The sequence below is a fragment of the Glaciihabitans sp. GrIS 2.15 genome (assembly GCF_035984695.1).
In the GTDB taxonomy this organism is placed as follows: Bacteria; Actinomycetota; Actinomycetes; order Actinomycetales; family Microbacteriaceae; genus Lacisediminihabitans.
Genome location: NZ_JAXCHU010000003.1, coordinates 343,702 through 359,714, shown reverse-complemented (window position 1 = coordinate 359,714; position 16,013 = coordinate 343,702). Strand labels below are relative to the sequence as shown.

The 16,013-nt window shown below is 65.5% G+C and carries 12 protein-coding genes; 5 read left to right on the top strand and 7 right to left on the bottom strand.

What is annotated here, in order from left to right:
* Nucleotides 1-3: 3 nt before the first annotated feature.
* On the bottom strand, nt 4-3,798 hold the full coding sequence (hrpA, locus tag RCH11_RS06320) for an ATP-dependent RNA helicase HrpA (protein ID WP_327056138.1): 3,795 nt from the start codon (nt 3,796-3,798) through the stop codon (nt 4-6).
* Between the two features lie 282 nt (nt 3,799-4,080).
* Here hrpA and RCH11_RS06315 point away from each other — a divergent pair, with 282 nt between their 5' ends.
* Nucleotides 4,081-4,713 carry a hypothetical protein gene (locus RCH11_RS06315; RefSeq protein WP_327056137.1) on the top strand — a complete coding sequence of 211 codons (633 nt, stop codon included), beginning with the start codon at nt 4,081-4,083 and terminating at the stop codon, nt 4,711-4,713.
* Between the two features lie 98 nt (nt 4,714-4,811).
* Here the strand turns inward: RCH11_RS06315 and RCH11_RS06310 are convergent, their stop codons facing one another.
* The 5 genes from RCH11_RS06310 to pdhA are packed head-to-tail and all read right to left on the bottom strand — an operon-like array spanning nt 4,812 to nt 10,224.
* Nucleotides 4,812-6,017: an acyl-CoA dehydrogenase family protein gene (locus tag RCH11_RS06310; protein WP_327056136.1), complete on the bottom strand. Its 1,206-nt coding sequence runs from the start codon at nt 6,015-6,017 to the stop codon at nt 4,812-4,814.
* On the bottom strand, nt 6,014-6,757 hold the full coding sequence (locus tag RCH11_RS06305) for an SDR family NAD(P)-dependent oxidoreductase (RefSeq protein ID WP_327056135.1): 744 nt from the start codon (nt 6,755-6,757) through the stop codon (nt 6,014-6,016). Before RCH11_RS06305 ends, RCH11_RS06310 begins: the two co-directional genes overlap by 4 nt.
* A 7-nt stretch (nt 6,758-6,764) precedes the next feature.
* On the bottom strand, nt 6,765-8,132 hold the full coding sequence (locus RCH11_RS06300; protein ID WP_327056134.1) for a dihydrolipoamide acetyltransferase family protein: 1,368 nt from the start codon (nt 8,130-8,132) through the stop codon (nt 6,765-6,767).
* Entirely contained in the window at nt 8,132-9,112 is a 981-nt protein-coding gene (locus RCH11_RS06295) for an alpha-ketoacid dehydrogenase subunit beta (protein ID WP_327056133.1), read from the bottom strand. Before RCH11_RS06295 ends, RCH11_RS06300 begins: the two co-directional genes overlap by 1 nt.
* Nucleotides 9,109-10,224, bottom strand: a complete 1,116-nt coding sequence (gene pdhA, locus RCH11_RS06290) for a pyruvate dehydrogenase (acetyl-transferring) E1 component subunit alpha (protein WP_327056132.1) — start codon at nt 10,222-10,224, stop codon at nt 9,109-9,111. Before pdhA ends, RCH11_RS06295 begins: the two co-directional genes overlap by 4 nt.
* A 143-nt stretch (nt 10,225-10,367) precedes the next feature.
* Here pdhA and RCH11_RS06285 point away from each other — a divergent pair, with 143 nt between their 5' ends.
* Nucleotides 10,368-10,847, top strand: a complete 480-nt coding sequence (locus RCH11_RS06285; protein ID WP_327056131.1) for an Lrp/AsnC family transcriptional regulator — start codon at nt 10,368-10,370, stop codon at nt 10,845-10,847.
* Between the two features lie 10 nt (nt 10,848-10,857).
* On the opposite strand, the gene RCH11_RS06280 is transcribed toward RCH11_RS06285, so the two are convergent.
* Nucleotides 10,858-12,780: a propionyl-CoA synthetase gene (locus RCH11_RS06280; protein WP_327056130.1), complete on the bottom strand. Its 1,923-nt coding sequence runs from the start codon at nt 12,778-12,780 to the stop codon at nt 10,858-10,860.
* A gap of 128 nt (nt 12,781-12,908) precedes the next feature.
* Here RCH11_RS06280 and RCH11_RS06275 point away from each other — a divergent pair, with 128 nt between their 5' ends.
* Genes RCH11_RS06275 through prpB form a run of 3 tightly spaced genes read left to right on the top strand, consistent with a single transcriptional unit; the run spans nt 12,909 to nt 16,012 of the window.
* Nucleotides 12,909-13,616, top strand: coding sequence for a GntR family transcriptional regulator (locus tag RCH11_RS06275; protein ID WP_327056129.1), 708 nt, complete (start codon nt 12,909-12,911; stop codon nt 13,614-13,616).
* Nucleotides 13,617-15,116, top strand: coding sequence for an MmgE/PrpD family protein (locus RCH11_RS06270; RefSeq protein WP_327056128.1), 1,500 nt, complete (start codon nt 13,617-13,619; stop codon nt 15,114-15,116).
* A complete protein-coding gene (gene prpB / locus RCH11_RS06265; RefSeq protein WP_327056127.1) occupies nt 15,116-16,012 on the top strand; it encodes a methylisocitrate lyase in 897 nt (298 codons plus the stop codon). The genes RCH11_RS06270 and prpB overlap by 1 nt, the downstream gene beginning before the upstream one ends.
* The last annotated feature ends 1 nt before the right edge of the window (nt 16,013 follow it).

Sequence of the window (16,013 nt, the reverse complement as noted above, 5' to 3'; positions counted from 1 at the left end):
TTGCTACTCCGCTAGCACCCGAACGATTCGCTGCAGCGATACCGGCTCGGCAGTGCCCAGATGCTGGGCAAACAGGCTGAGCCGTAGTTCTTCGAGCAGCCAACGCGCCCGCACGAGCGATAGTTTCGAATTCGGTGCGAGCGGCAGGCTGCCACCAGCCAGCTCGAAACGAGCGGTCGCGGTCTGCACTTCGGCCATCCAGACCCGGTCTCGACCGAGATTCTCGCCGAGCTTGCCGATGCGGTGCACGATGCCGGCGAGGTAGACCGGCAATCGGCGCAGTTGTGCCAGGCCGGTCACGGAGGCGAAGCCGGGATAGACGAGAGCCGAAAGCTGCTCGCGAGCATCGGCGAGCGGGCTGAGCATGGCAATGTTGGAGGCCGCCTTGATCGCCTTTTCGGCGTCGCGCGAACCAACTATCACTTTCGTCAGCAGCGAGACCGTCTGGAACAGGGCATCCATGATCGTGGCCGAGATCTCGTCGCGAATGGTTTCGAACTGCGTGCGAGTCCAGATCTCGCGGTCCTCGACCACCGCGTCGATACAGACCGCCATGCAGTCCGCGAAGAGCTCGGCGGTCGTGCGGTACGGGCTCTGCGCAAGAGTGATCTTCTCGGTATGGGTGAGGTGCTCCTGCACGTAGGACACCGGCGAGGGGATCGCGAGCAGAAGCATCCGCCGCACTCCACTGTGCTGTTCCCGCGCCTGGTCGCCGGGCGTGCTCATGAGCCGGATGGAGACGCTCGTGCCGTCGTCAACGAGGGCGGGGTAGGCCCGGATGGTGTTGCCGCCCTGCTTCGTGTCGAGAGTGCGGGGTAGCTCGTCGAAGTCCCAGGTCGTGAGCCCCGCCCGCTCGAGGTTGCTGCGGGGGGTGACGGATGCCCTTGCCACGCTTTCGCGAACCGTCGAGGCGAGCTGCTCCTGTAGCGCGCGTAAGTCCATTCCGCTGGCGACCGTGCGAGAACGCTCGTCGATCACCGCGAAGGTCATGCGAAGGTGAGAGGGGATGCGCGACTCGTCGAAGTCGGTGACCGCCACGGGCACGTAGGTGAGGCGGGTGACCGTTGCGGCGATGGCGGCGCGAAGCGACCGTCCGTCACTGGCATCGGGCAGTTCGGCGAGCAGACGGCGCGCCCAATCGTTCGCCGGCACGACATTTCGACGGATCGCCTTCGGCAGCGACCTGAGCAGCGCCGTGACCAGTTCCTCTCGAAACCCGGGCACCTGCCAGTCGAAGCCCTCGGGTTGGAGGCGCGCGAGCAGGGCGATCGGCACCTGCACGGTGACTCCGTCGTCGTCGGCCCCCGGCTCGAACCGGTAGCTCAGGGTGAGGCGCTGGTCGCCCTGGCTCCAGGTCTTCGGATAGGAGGTCTCCACGAGTTCGGCCACCGGGGCCGCCTCATCTTCGTCGATGAGGTTCTCCGCGGTCATCGTGAGCAGGTCTGGAGTCCGGGACCGGGCTGTGCGCCACCAGGTCTCGAACAGGCGCTGGCTGGTGATCTCGGCCGGGATACGTCGCTGGTAGAAGTCGAACACGGCTTCGTCGTCGTAGAGCAGATCACGTCGACGCGTGCGTTCCTCGAGCTCGGCGAGTTCGTTGCGCAGCGCACGGTTCGCGCGGTCGAAGGCACTCACGCGCGTGTCGATGCGGTCGAGATCCCAGTCACCGTCGACCAGCGCATGACGGATGAACAGTTCGCGCGCGTAAGCAGGGTCAACCTTTGAAAACTGCGCCCGTCGACGCGCGACGATCGGCACACCGTAGAGAGTCACTCGTTCCCACGCCACGGCGGAGCCCTGTTTCTTCTCCCAGTGCGGCTCGCTGTAGCTTCTCTTCACCAGATCGCCGGCGATGGGCTCGGCCCAGGAGAGGTCGATTGCCGCGTTGGTGCGGGCGAAAAGCCGACTCGTCTCGACGAGCTCGGCGCTCATCAATTCGGCTGGCTGTTTTTTCGCCAGAGCGGAGCCGGGAAAGACGCTGAAGCGCACCTGCCGAGCGCCGATGTATTCCTTCTTCGCGACATCCCGGATGCCCAGCTGGCTCAGCAGGCCGGCAAGAAGGGAGCGGTGGATGCCGTTCGGGTTGGTCGACGGGCCGCCGACCACGAGGCCGAGGGGCTTTGCCATCCGCTCAAGCTGGCGGAAGACATCCTTCCACTCTCGCACCCGGAGGTAATTGAGGTACTCGCTGCGGCAGAGGCGTCGAAACTGGTTGCCGCTGAGTTCTTTCTCCTTCTCGCGCAGATAGTTCCAGAGGTTGAGAATGGAGAGGAAGTCGCTGGTCGGGTCGACGAAGCGGGCGTGTGACTGGTCGGCCTGCGGTCGCCTGTCGAGCGGTCGCTCCCGAGGATCCTGGATGCTGAGCCCGGCGACGATCGCCATGACCTCGCGGGTGACTCCGTGTTGCTTCGACTCCACGACCATGCGCGCGAGCCGCGGGTCGATCGGCAGTTGGGTGAGCTGTTTACCGATGCGGGTGATGGCCGGATCGACTGTTCCTGAGCCCGAAACCGCCCCAAGCTCTCGCAGCAAGTCGAGCCCGTCCTTGATGCCGCGCGAGTCGGGCGGTTGCAGGAACGGGAAGTTCGCGATGTCGCCGAGCCCGAGGGAGATCATCTGCAGGATCACTGCCGCGAGATTGGTGCGCAGGATCTCCGGCTCGGTATATTCCGGCCGGCGCATGAAGTCCTGTTCGGAATACAACCGAATGGCGATGCCGTCGCTGGTGCGGCCGCTGCGACCCGATCGCTGGTTTGCGCTCGCTTGGCTGATCGCTTCGATCGGTAGTCGCTGCACCTTTGATCGCACGCTGTAGCGCGAAATGCGCGCAGTCCCCGCATCGATCACGTATTTGATGCCGGGCACCGTGAGACTCGTCTCGGCCACATTGGTGGCGAGCACGATGCGACGGCGGATGCCGGGGGTGCGCCCGGTCTCAAAGACCCGGTGTTGCTCCGCCGAGCTCAGTCGGCCATACAGTGGAAGCACCTCGGTGAACGGCAGGTTGCGCCCCCCAATCGCCTCCTCGGCATCCCGGATCTCGTTCTCTCCACTGAGGAAAACCAGAACGTCGCCGCTCGACTCCCGCGCGAGTTCGTCGAGGGCGGCGTTGATTCCCTCCATCGGATCGAGGTCGGCCTCGGTCTCGGCGTCTTCCTCTTCGTCCGCGATCGGCGCCTCGGCCACGAGCGGGCGATACCGAACTTCCACGGGAAAAGTGCGCCCGCTCACTTCGACGATGGGTGCACCGACACCCGCGGCATCCGCAAAGTGACGGGAAAAGCTCTCGGGATCGATGGTCGCGGAGGTGACGATCACGCTGAGATCGGGGCGCTGCGGCACCAGCTGTTTGAGATAGCCGAGCAGGAAGTCAATGGTGAGACTGCGTTCGTGGGCCTCGTCGATGATGATTGCGTCGTACTTACGCAACAGTCGATCCCGGTGGATTTCGTTGAGCAGGATGCCGTCGGTCATGAGTTTGATGCGCGTGTCTTGGCTCACGGTGTCGGTGAAACGCACCTGGTAGCCGACCAGGCCGCCGAGCGGGGTCCCGAGTTCATCGGAGATGCGTTCGGCGATGGTGCGCGCCGCGATACGCCTCGGCTGGGTGTGGCCGATGCTCGTCTTGCCGAGTTCGAGCAAAATCTTCGGAAGCTGCGTTGTCTTGCCCGACCCCGTCTCGCCCGCGACAATCACGACCTGGTGATCGCGGATGGCCGCGGCGATGTCCTCGCGGCGCTGGCTGACCGGGAGGTCCTCCGGATAGGAGATCCGGTACTCGGTCGTCGCGTCGGTCATGGGCGTCCAATTCTACCGAACTCGCGCGCGCATCCTTGGAAAGAGCAGACCACCCACGATGGGTGGGGGCACGATCGCTGTGCCAGGTTTACCGATCCAATTTCCGATCTCGGCCGCGAAGCCCATGCCCGCGGCGGCAACGCGCCAAGAAGTCACAGGATTGCCAGCGGCCACTGACGGGACACCCAGACCGACTACCTAGCCTCTCTCGATGCCCACATTGCGGCCCGCATCCGGCCATCTGCCGAAACGGGGTCGTGGGCTAGAGAGAAGGTTCCACTGATGACGTTCAACCAGATTCCCACCACGTTCAACACTCCCGCGAGGAAGCGCCTCGCCGTCGGAGCGGCGACCGTGCTCACGGCCGGCATACTCTTCGGAGTCGGCATTACCGGAGCCTCCGCCGCGACCTCGTCGCCGGCAGGATCCAGCACGACCTCGACTAGCTCCACGCACAGCGACTCCACCCACAGCGGACAGGCATTCGGTTCCCGGTCGATCGTGCAACAGGTACGCGAGGCATTCTTCGCGGACAAGATCGACGGCGTCAAGGCGCAGAAGCTCGCCACCGCGGCCACCGGTCAGACGATGGTGTTCTCGCGGCTGCCTACCGCGCTGCAGACCGACCTCACCTCGCTGAAGACCGCGTCGGCGGCCGAGCGGGATGCAGCCGCTCAGAAGATCAGCAGCACCTCGCTCGGGGGCGGATATGGCCAAGAGCTCAGGACCATCGCCACTGACCTGAAGAGTGGCGCGAAGCTCCCGCTCGGCGAGATCATTCGTGACGCGGCCAGCGACCTGGCCACGGGTAAGACCCTCGGCCAGTCGGACCTGTCGACCGCGCCGACGAGCCACGTCGGAGCGGGCGCGCACCACAGCGGCACGTCCGGCGCGGACGCTACCGAGGGCAACTAGAACCACAGGCATCCGAAGCGAAGGCCAGGAGCGAGGAATTGCTCCTGGCCTGCGTCGCGTCTGCGCCCGGTCCGTCCACCCTTCGCAGGCGGCTCGCACTATTCGAAGGCGGAGATCCCGGTGATCGCCCGACCGACCAGCAGGGTGTTGATCTCGTAGCTTCCCTCGTAGCTGTAGACCGCTTCGGCATCCGCGAAGATCCGCGCCATCCCGAAGTCGGTCGAGATGCCATTGCCGCCGAGGATGCCGCGGGCCATCGCTACCGACTCTCGCATCCGTGCGCTTCCGGAGGCCTTGGCCATCGCCGCGTGCTCGGAGCGCAGGGTGCCTTTCTGCTGCAGCTGGGCGATTCGCACCATTGTGCCTAGGGAAGCGGTGGCGTTCTCGAGGATGCGCACAAGCTTCTCCTGCACAAGTTGGAATGACGCGATCTGTTTGCCGAACTGGCGTCGTTCCAGCGCATAGGCGAGCGCGTGATCATAGGCGGCGAGCTGCAGGCCGACCGTCTGCCAGGCCACCCACACCCGGGAGTCGGTGAGAAGAGCGCCCGCGTCGCGGAAAGAGGTCGCACCGGGCAGTCGAGCCGACTCGTCGACCCGCACGTCATCGAGCAGGATATCCGCGTTCTGCACGATTCGAAGCGAGATCTTGTTCTCGATTTTCTCGGTGCGAAGTCCAGGGGTGCCCCGGTCCACAATGAAGGCCTTGATCTCGCCGTCTGCGGTGTCGCGAGCCCAGAGGATGATGTGGTCGGCGATTGTGCCGTTGCCGATCCAGCGTTTTGCTCCGGAGATGCTCCAGGTGTCCCCGTGCCGGGTGGCCGTTGTGGCCATCGAGCGGGAGATGTCCGATCCGTGATCCGGCTCGGTGAGGGCGAATGCCCCGATGCGGGTCAGATCGCGCAGGCCGGGAAGAAGCCGTTCGCGCTGCTCGTCCGACCCGAGTCGGGCGATCGCGGCGGTGACCAGCTCGGAGTGCACTCCCAGGAATGTGGATACGGACATGTCGACCCGCGACAGCTCGAGATGCAGGAAGCCGCGAAGCAAATGGCTGCCGCCTGAGGCTGGGATGCCGATGAGGTCGAGTCCGGCGAGGGCTGGAAGCAACTCGAAGGGAAACGTCGCGGCATCCCAGTGGGCGCCGATGACGGGTCGCACTTCACGGTCGAAGATCGCGGTGGCATCGCTCAGCCGCTGCTGCTCAACGGGCGTGAGCAGGTCGCGGTAGTCGAGGAAGTCATCGGAGGGCCGCGGACGGCGTTCCTGCGCGGCGGCGGTGTCGGAGGTCAGCGGATTGTGGCTCATCGGGGCGTCATCCGGATGGAACCATCGAGTCGGATCGTCTCGCCGTTGAGGTAGGGATTTTCCACAATGTGCTTCACAAGCGAGGCGTATTCGGCCGGCCGGCCGAGACGTGCCGGATGCGGCACCTGGCTACCGAGCGAGAGCTTCGTCTCCTCGCTCATCGCCGCCATCATCGGAGTTTCGAACACTCCGGGAGCGATCGTCATTACCCGGATGAGGTTCGAGGCGAATTCCCGCGCGATCGGCAGCGTCATCGCCGCAACGGCGCCCTTCGATGCCGAGTAGGCCGCCTGCCCGATCTGCCCGTCGAACGCCGCCACAGAGGAGGTGTTCACGATCACTCCGCGCTCGCCGTCGATCGGCTCGTTCTGCTGCATTGCCGCGGCTGCCAGTCGGAGCACATTGAAAGTGCCGATGAGATTGATGCGGATGGCACGCTCGAACAGCTCGAGGGCGAGCGGGCCATCGCGACCGACAACACGGTTCGCCGGCGCGATACCGGCGCAGTTGACCAGGATGCGCAGGGTGCCGAGGCCCGTCGCGACGCCGACCGCTGCGGCGACATCCGGTTCGCTGGTGACGTCAGCGGCGACGAAGGTCGTGTCCTCCAGCGGCTCGTGTGGCGCGGTCAGATCCAGGATGACCACGTGAGCGCCGGCGGAGGTGAGCGTTCGGGCGGTGGCGAGCCCGAGGCCGGAGGCCCCTCCCGTGACGATGGCGACCGTGTCGGTAATGTTCATGCTGCTCCTATCCGAGGGCGATGAGTTCGAGCGGATCGGCCAGGATCCGTCCGATCTCTGCGAGAAATGCGGACCCCGCTGCTCCGTCCACGAGACGATGATCGAAGGAGACGCTCAGCGTCATCACCGAGCGCAGGGCGATTTCGCCCCGGAACTCCCACGGCTGCCGCCGGATCGCCCCTGAGCAGAGAATCGCAGCCTCGCCGGGATTGATGATGGGAGTGCCGCTGTCGATACCGAAGCTGCCGATATTGGTGATGCTGATCGTGCCGCCGGACAGCTCGGCCACGGCCGTCTTGCCGTCGCGAGCGCGGGTCGCCAGTCCCGACAGGGCATCCGCGAGGTCGCGGAGTGTCAGAGAGTTGACATCTCGGATGTTCGGCACCATGAGCCCGCGCGGGGTGGCCACGGCGATGCCGAGATTGATCGCGCGATAAGTCACGATCTCCTGGGCGGCCTCGTCCCAGCGCGAGTTGAGCGCGGGATACCGCACCGTCGCGATCGCCAGCGCCTTCGCAATCAGCAACAGTGGCGTGACTCTCGCGCCCTCGAATGCCGGATGCGCGCGCAGGCGATCCACCAGCTCGACGGTGGCAGTGACATCCACGGTCACGAATTCGGTGACATGGGGTGCCGTGAACGCGCTCGACACCATCGCGGCAGCAGTGCGCTTGCGCACGCCGCTGATCGGCACCCTGGTCTCGTCGGCCGAAGCGGTCCTGTCGCTGACAACGGAAGGCGCCGACGGAGAGCCGCTTGCCGCCTCGACATCAGAGCGGATGACCGCGCCATTCGATCCCGTACCGGTGACAGTTGCGAGGTCGAGCCCGAGGCGCCGCGCGAGGTCGCGCACCGGGGGTTTGGCGAGCACGCGCGAGGGCGAAAGCGGGGACGAAAGCGGGGACGAAAGCGGGGACGAAAGCGGGGACGAAAGCGGGGACGAAAGCGGGGACGAAAGCGAGGGCGAAAGCGAGGGCGAAAGCGGGGGCTCCGGCGTCAGCTCCGCGGCAGAAGCCCGCTGACGGCGGTGGCCGGAGCGATGATCGCTCGCACCGGGCCCGTACCCGACGAGCATGTTCGATCGGCCGTCCTCCTCGGCATCCGGCTCAGTCGCGGAAGGATCATGGATAGTTGCTTCAGCCCCACCGAAGCTGATGATCGGGGCGCCGACCAACACCGTCTCGCCCTCAGCGACGTGAAGTGCAGAGACTATCCCGATGATCGGTGACGGCAGTTCGACCAGGGCCTTTGCCGTCTCCACCTCGCAGATCACCTGGTTGAGAACGACCTCGTCGCCCGCTTTCACGAGCCAGCGCACGATCTCGGCGTCGGTGAGTCCCTCACCGAGGTCGGGAAGGAGGAAATCGGTGGCCATCACTGCACCGCCAGGCTTCGATCGACCGCGTCGAGTACCCGGTCGATGTCGGGCAGGTAATACTGCTCGACCTTGGACGGCGGGTAGGGGGTGGAGTATCCACCCACCCGGATCACCGGCGACTCGAGCATCCAGAAGCAGCGCTCCGAGATGCGCGCGGCGATCTCGGCGCCGAGCCCGAGGAACACCGGGGCCTCGTGCACCACGACGAGCCGGCCGGTCTTCGCAACCGAGCGCTCGATGGTGCCGAAGTCGATGGGGGAGAGCGACCGCAGGTCGATGACCTCGACGGAGGTGCCCTCGGTCGCCGCTTCGCGCGCCGCAGCGAGGGCGGTCGCCACCATCGGACCGTAGGCGACGACGGTGAGGTCCGTGCCCTCGATCACCACTCGGGCGTCGTAGAGCCCGAGTGTCGGGGTGCCTTCGAGGTCGACATCCTGCTTATCCCAATAGCGGCGCTTCGGCTCAAAGAACAGCACCGGGTCATCGGAGGCGATCGCCTGCTGGATCATGCCGTAAGCGTCATCCGCGGCGGAGCAGGAGACGACGCGAAGGCCCGCGGTGTGCGCAAAGTACGCCTCTGGAGACTCGGAATGGTGCTCGACCGCACCGATTCCGCCGCCGTAGGGCACCCGGATGGTCAGGGGTACGGTGACGGCGCCATCCGTACGGTTATGGATCTTCGCGAGCTGGGAGACGATCTGGTCGAATGCCGGGTAGATGAAGCCGTCGAACTGGATCTCGCAGACCGGCCGGTAGCCGCGCATGGCGAGACCAATGGCGGTGCCGATGATTCCCGACTCCGCGAGCGGGGTGTCGAAGACCCGCTCCCGACCGAATTCGGCCTGCAGCTGGTCGGTCACGCGAAAGACCCCGCCGAGGGCCCCCACGTCTTCCCCCATCAGCATGACGCGGTCGTCAGAGGTGAGGGATCGCCGGAGTCCGGCATTGATTGCCTTGGCGAGCGAGAGGGTCGTCACTGGCCGGCCGCCTTCGTGTCGGGGATGCCGTGGTAGGCCAGAAACTCGATCCGCTCCTCCTCGAGCAGCGAGTGCGGCTCGGCGTAGACGTTCTCGAAGATCGACTCCGGTGCTGGCTCGACCGTGCCGAGGCATCCGGCGCGCACCGAGGCGGCGAACTCGCCTGCCTTCGCTTCTGCGGTGGCGAGCATCTCGGCAGTGGCGAGCCCACGATGCTCAAGGGTGCGAAGCAGCCGGTCAATCGGGTCGCGTTCCTTCCACCGGGCGAGCTCGTCGGCGTCGCGGTAGCGAGTCGGGTCATCGGATGTCGTGTGCGGCCCCATGCGATAGGTCACCGCTTCGATGAAGGTGGGTCCGTCGCCGTTGCGCGCGCGCTCGGCCGCGTACCGGGTGACGGCGAGCACGGCGAGCACATCGTTGCCGTCCACCTGCACGCCTTCGATTCCGAAGCCCGCGGCGCGCTGCACGATCGGAACGGTGGCCTGCACGCCGACGGGAGCGGAGATCGCAAACTGGTTGTTCTGGCAGAAGAAGACGACCGGAGCGTTGAAGCTCGCGGCGAATCCCAGCGCCTCGGAGAAGTCACCCTGGCTAGTGGCCCCGTCGCCGAAATAGGTGATTGCGATGTCGTCAGAACGGTCCCGGCGGATCCCCATGCCGTAGCCGACTGCCTGCAGCATCTGCGAGCCGACCACGATCGCGGGCGTGGTCATGTTGACCTCGTACGGGTTCCAACCGGAGTGGGTCGACCCGCGCCAGAAGCGAAGGATCATCGTGGGGTCCACACCTCGCAAGTAGGCCACGGCGTGCTCGCGATAGCTTGCGAAGACGAAATCCTTCTTCCGCAGGGCAAGGGCCGATCCGACCTGCGCAGCTTCCTGGCCGAGCATCGGCGCCCAGAGTCCGAGCTCGCCCTGGCGTTGCAGGGCAGTCGCCTCGGCATCGATTCGGCGCACGACCACCAAATCGGTGTACATCTGCACCAGCTCGGCGTCACCGATGTCACTCACGTAGGCCGAGAAGACGGGATGAAGGAGCAGGTCGCCGCCGGCTCTCGGCAGCAGAGCCACCGCCTCGGTCTGCCCGGTGATTTCCATCGATGCGATGCTCATGACGACCGTCCTCTTTGACGTGTATTGCGTGTGGCCAGTTGTCCCTGAATAGTGCGCCCCGCGGCGTGACTGCACAACCCATCTCGCCAGAGTTGAGCAGAATGCACACTCTGAACGCTCTGAACCGTGCCAGACTGCGATACATGCAAGACCTCGACGGCACTGACGCCCGCATCCTGCTCGCACTGAGCGAGGATGCCCGGCTGTCGGGTGTCGAACTCGCCCAGCGTCTCGGCCTGTCCCGCAACACTGTGCAGTCCCGACTGGCACGGCTCGAGTCCGACCGGTTACTCGGCAGCATGGATCGGCGGGTGCAGCACCGTGCTCTCGGTTACCCGCTCACGGCGTTCGTGGCGGCCAGGGTCAACCAGCATCGGCTGCAGGAGATCGAGGCCGCTCTCACCGGTATCGCCGAAGTGGTAGAGGTGCACGGTATCGCCGGGGGCGCCGACATCATGATCCGGGTGGTGGCGCAGGACACCGATGATCTGTACCGCATCGCCGGCGTCATCCTCGCCTCGCCCGGCATTGAGCGCACCGAGCTGTCCCTTTCGATGCGCGAGATGGTGCCGTACCGCACGGCACCGCTGTTGCGGCAGCGGGCGGGTCTCACCGAGGGCTGAGGGTGCGACGTCAGCGTCCAACCGTCGCGGCGATCACCGCGATCGACTGCGTGTCCTCAATCGTCGGAGGCACCACGTAGTCCTCACCGTTCACGATCTGGCGCATCGTCTTGCGAAGGATCTTGCCGGACCGGGTCTTCGGCAGGCCGGACACGACCACCACATCTCGGAACGCGGCGACGGCCCCGATCTGCTCCCGTACCATCGCCACAAGCTCGGCGGCGAGGGCCTCATCCGAAATGTCGGTACCGCTCTTCAGCACCACGTAGCCCATCGGCTTCTGGCCCTTGATCTCGTCGTGCACGCCGATCACGGCGCACTCGGCGACGGCCGGATGTTGCGCGAGCACCTGCTCCATCGATCCTGTGGAGAGTCGATGCCCTGCCACGTTGATGATGTCGTCGGTTCGGCCCATCACGTAGAGGTAGCCCTCGCGATCGAAGTAGCCGGAGTCTCCGGTGAGGTAGTGGTCGGGAATCACCGAGAGATACTGCTGGATGTAGCGGTCGTCGCCGTTCCAGAGCGTGGTCAGCGTGCCGGGCGGCAGCGGCAGCGAGATGACGATGTTCCCCTCGTCGAGGTGTGGCACCGTCTGACCATGCTCGTCGACGATGCTCACGTTGTAGCCGGGTACGGGAAACGACGGGGAGCCGGCTCGCAACGGTAGTTGCTCGAGCCCGCGCGGGCTCGCGCAGATCGCCCAACCGGTCTCGGTCTGCCACCAGTGGTCGATGACCGGCTTCTCGAGCAGCGCGGTGGCCCAGGTCCAGGTATCGGGGTCGAGGCGCTCGCCGGCGAGGAAGAGGGCGTCGAGACAGCTGAGGTCGTACTGGTGCGAGAGCGCGGCGTGCGGGTCGGCCTTGCGGATGGCGCGGAGAGCCGTCGGCGCGGTAAATAGAGTCTTGACGCGGTAGTCGCTGACGACGCGCCAGAATGCCCCGGCATCCGGAGTGCCCACCGGCTTGCCCTCATACAGCACCGTCGTGGCCCCCGCGATGAGGGGGCCGTAGACGATGTAGGAGTGGCCGACGACCCAGCCGACGTCGCTCGCCGTCCACATGACCTCACCCCGCCCGACGCCGTAGATGTTCTTCATCGACCAGGCCATCGCCACGGCATGGCCGCCGTTATCGCGCACGACGCCCTTGGGGGCGCCGGTCGTGCCGGAGGTGTAGAGGATGTAGAGCGGGTCGGTCGCGGCCACCGGCACCGGATCCCGCGGGGTTGCGGTCGCCGAATGCTCATCCCAGTCCCACCACGCGGTCGTCTCGGTCGAATAGTCGCTCGCCCGGCCCGGCACCTCCGGTCGGTTTTTCACGATCACGGTGTCGACGCTGTGCCTGCTGAGTTCGAGTGCGGCCGAGATGGTGGGAAGGTACTCCACTACCCGGTTCGGCTCGATGCCACCGGTGGCGGTCACAATCGCGACCGGGGCGGCATCGTCGATGCGGGCGGCGAGTTCCTTCTCCGCGAAGCCGCCGAAGACTACGGAGTGCACCGCGCCGAGTCGAGCGCACGCCAGCATCGCAACGATCGCCTGCGGCATCATCGGCATGTAGATGATGACCCGATCGCCCTTCGCGACTCCGGCATCCCCGAGTACACCGGCGAACCGGGCGACTTTGTCGAGGAGAGTGGCGTAGCTGTAAGTCTTTTTCTTGCCGACGACGGGAGAGTCGTAGATCAGCGCGGTGGTCTCCCCACGCCCGGCCAGCACATGCCGATCGAGCGCGTTGAAGCAGGTGTTGAGTTCGGCCCCGGCGAACCAGCGGTAGAGCGGAGCATCGCTGCTGTCGAGGGCCGTGGTCGGCTCGATCACCCAGTCCACGAGCTTCGCCGCCTCGAGCCAGAATCCCTCGCGGTCGTCTGCGCTGCGTTGAAATGTCTGCCGGTAGCTGCGGGAACTCTCCGGGGACGCGCTGGGCTCACTCACGGAATACCTCTCCATCGAAGTCATAACACCGGCTATGTATACAGAATATGCATGAAGTATGACACAGGATGGGTAAATTGGCCCGGAATGGGCCATAATGTGTACAGAAGTGCGAAAGATGGGGAGCAATGGCAGTCAGTCGGCGGGCAAGCGATCGGGCATACCAGACCCTTCGCGACGAGATCGTGGAGTGGGAGCTGCGTCCGGGAAGCGTGCTTGGCGAGGTCGAGCAGTCCACCCGCCTCGGTGTTTCGCGCACCCCCTTGCGGGAGGCGCTCACGCGATTGATGGCGGATGGCCTGGTGTCATCCCAATCCGGTCGCGGCCTCGTCGTCACTGATCTGTCGCTCGCGAGCATCCGGGAGATCTTCGAGGTGCGCCAGGCACTCGAGGAGCAGGCAGCTCGCCTCGCCGCCCGACGCGGCGACACCGCGGTGTTCCAGCAGCTCGAGATCGAGTTCGCGGCCGTCAACGAGCTGCTCGAGCACGACGATCCGGTCCGCCACGCCTATTACGGACTCGTCGCCCGACTCGACGATGCCATCGATACCGCCGTTGGCAATTCCTACCTGGCCGCCGCGCTGGCGACCCTGCGTACTCATCTCGTGCGCGTTCGTCGGCTCGCTGTCGACGACCCCGCGCGACTGTCCGCCGCTGCTGCCGAGCACCTTCTCATCGTGCAGGCGATCGCCGCCCGGGATGCCGAACTTGCTGCTCACGCGACGCAGGTACACCTCCACCAGGCCCTCCAAAACATCCAGAAGATGGCACACCTCCAGGCAGACCTCTTGAACCGGGCGAGCTCAACGAGTAGCGCCTTACCGAAAGGAACATAAGTGAAACTGCACTCCGTACGCGTCCACCCGAGCTCCGAGAACCTCCCGCGTGAAGACCAGCTGGCCTGGAAGATCGCCGAGGTGGCGGCAGATCCGGTGGCGGTGACTCCCGAGGTGACCGAGATGGTGATCAACCGGCTGATTGACAATGCATCCGTTGCCACCGCCTCCCTCACCCGAGGGCCCGCGATCGCTGCGCGCGCACAGGCCGAGGACCATCCCTATGAGCCCGGATCGACGGTCTTCGGCATCGCCGGTCGGTTCGGCCCCGAGTGGGCGGCCTGGGCCAACGGCGTGGCTGTTCGCGAGCTCGACTACCATGACACCTTTCTCGCGGCCGAGTATTCGCACCCCGGCGACAACATCCCGCCGATCCTTGCGGTGGCCCAGCAGGCGGGCTGCACGGGCGCCGACCTGGTTCGCGGCATCGCCACCGGCTACGAGATCCAGGTCGACCTGGTGAAGGCCATCAGCCTGCATGCGCACAAGATCGATCACGTCGCTCACCTCGGCCCGTCGGCCGCCGCGGGAATCGGCACGATGCTTCGCCTCTCGCCGGAAGTGATCTTCCAGTCGATCGGCCAGGCACTGCACACCACCACCGCCACGCGACAATCGCGAAAGGGCGAAATATCCACTTGGAAGGCATACGCCCCGGCCTTTGCCGGCAAGATGGCCATCGAAGCAGTCGACCGTGCAATGCGCGGCCAAACCAGTCCGACGCCCATCTACGAGGGCGAGGACGGCGTGATCGCCTGGCTGCTCGATGGCGTGGATGCCCATTACGAGGTGCCGCTGCCGGAAGCCGGCGAGGCCAAACGGGGCATTCTGGACACCTATACCAAGGAGCATTCGGCGGAGTACCAGGCACAGGCCTGGATCGACGTCGCCCGAAAGCTGCATAACGAATACCCCGACCTCGCTGCCGATACGATCGCGTCCGTGGTCATCCACACGAGCCATCACACGCACTTCGTGATCGGATCCGGCGCGAACGACCCGCAGAAGTACGATCCCACCGCGAGCCGAGAGACACTCGATCACTCGATCCCGTACATCTTCACGGTCGCGCTGCAGGACGGCGAATGGCACCACGAGCGGTCCTATGCACCCGAGCGTGCGGGGCGCCCCGACACGGTCGCACTCTGGAACCGCGTGACGACCACCGAGGATGCAGAGTGGACCCGTCGCTACCACTCGAACGACCCGGCCGAAAAGGCCTTCGGCGGTCGCGTTGTCATCACGCGTACCGACGGAACGAGCATCGTCGACCAGATCGCGGTAGCGGATGCACATCCCCTCGGCGCTCGGCCATTCGTGCGTGAACACTACATCGCAAAATTCCGCGCGCTCGCCGCGGGAATTCTCGACGCCGTGGAGATTGAACGCTTCCTCGAGCTCGTGCAGCGCCTGCCCGAACTCACTGCCAACGAACTCGGTGGTCTCACCGTCACCGCGAAGCCGGGCCTCCTTGGCGCCGGCCCGAAGGGACTTTTCTGATGCTGTATTCCGCCCTCACCCCCGCCGAGAAGCGAGCCAACTTGAGAGCGGCCCTTGGCAGTGGAAAACTGCAGCTTGTGCCAGGGGCGTTCAACCCGTTAAGCGCAAAACTCATCCAGGACAGGGGATTCGACGGGGTGTACATCTCCGGCGCGGTCATCGCCGCGGATCTCGGCTTGCCGGATATCGGGCTCACCACCCTCACCGAGGTCGCCAACCGGGCCAAGCAGATCAGTCGGATGACCGACCTGCCCTCGCTGGTGGATGCGGACACCGGATTCGGCGAGCCGATGAATGTCGCCCGCACGGTGCAGGAACTCGAGGATGCCGGCGTGGCCGGCCTTCATATCGAAGACCAGGTCAACCCGAAACGGTGCGGTCACCTCGACGGAAAGGCCGTCGTTGACACGGCCACGGCGACCAAACGCATCCGTGCGGCGGTGGATGCGCGCCGAGACCCGAACCTGCTGATCATGGCACGCACCGACATCCGGGCAATCGACGGGCTCGCCGTCGCCATCGACCGGGCGAAGGCGCTTGTCGATGCCGGGGCCGACGCGATTTTCCCGGAGGCAATGGTCGACCTCTCTGAGTTCGCGGCCATTCGCGCGGCGATCGACGTGCCGATCCTTGCCAACATGACCGAATTCGGCAAGAGTGAGCTGTTCACCACCGACCAACTCGCGGGCGTCGGAATCAACCTGGTGATCTACCCGGTCAGCCTTCTGCGGCTCGCGATGGGGGCAGCCGAACGCGGTCTCGATACGATCAGGCGAGAGGGATCACTGACATCGGAGGTGCCGAACATGCAGACGCGTGCCCGGCTCTACGAGTTGCTCGACTACGAGGCATACAACGCCTTCGACACGAGCGTCTTCAACTTCACCCTGAGCTAGG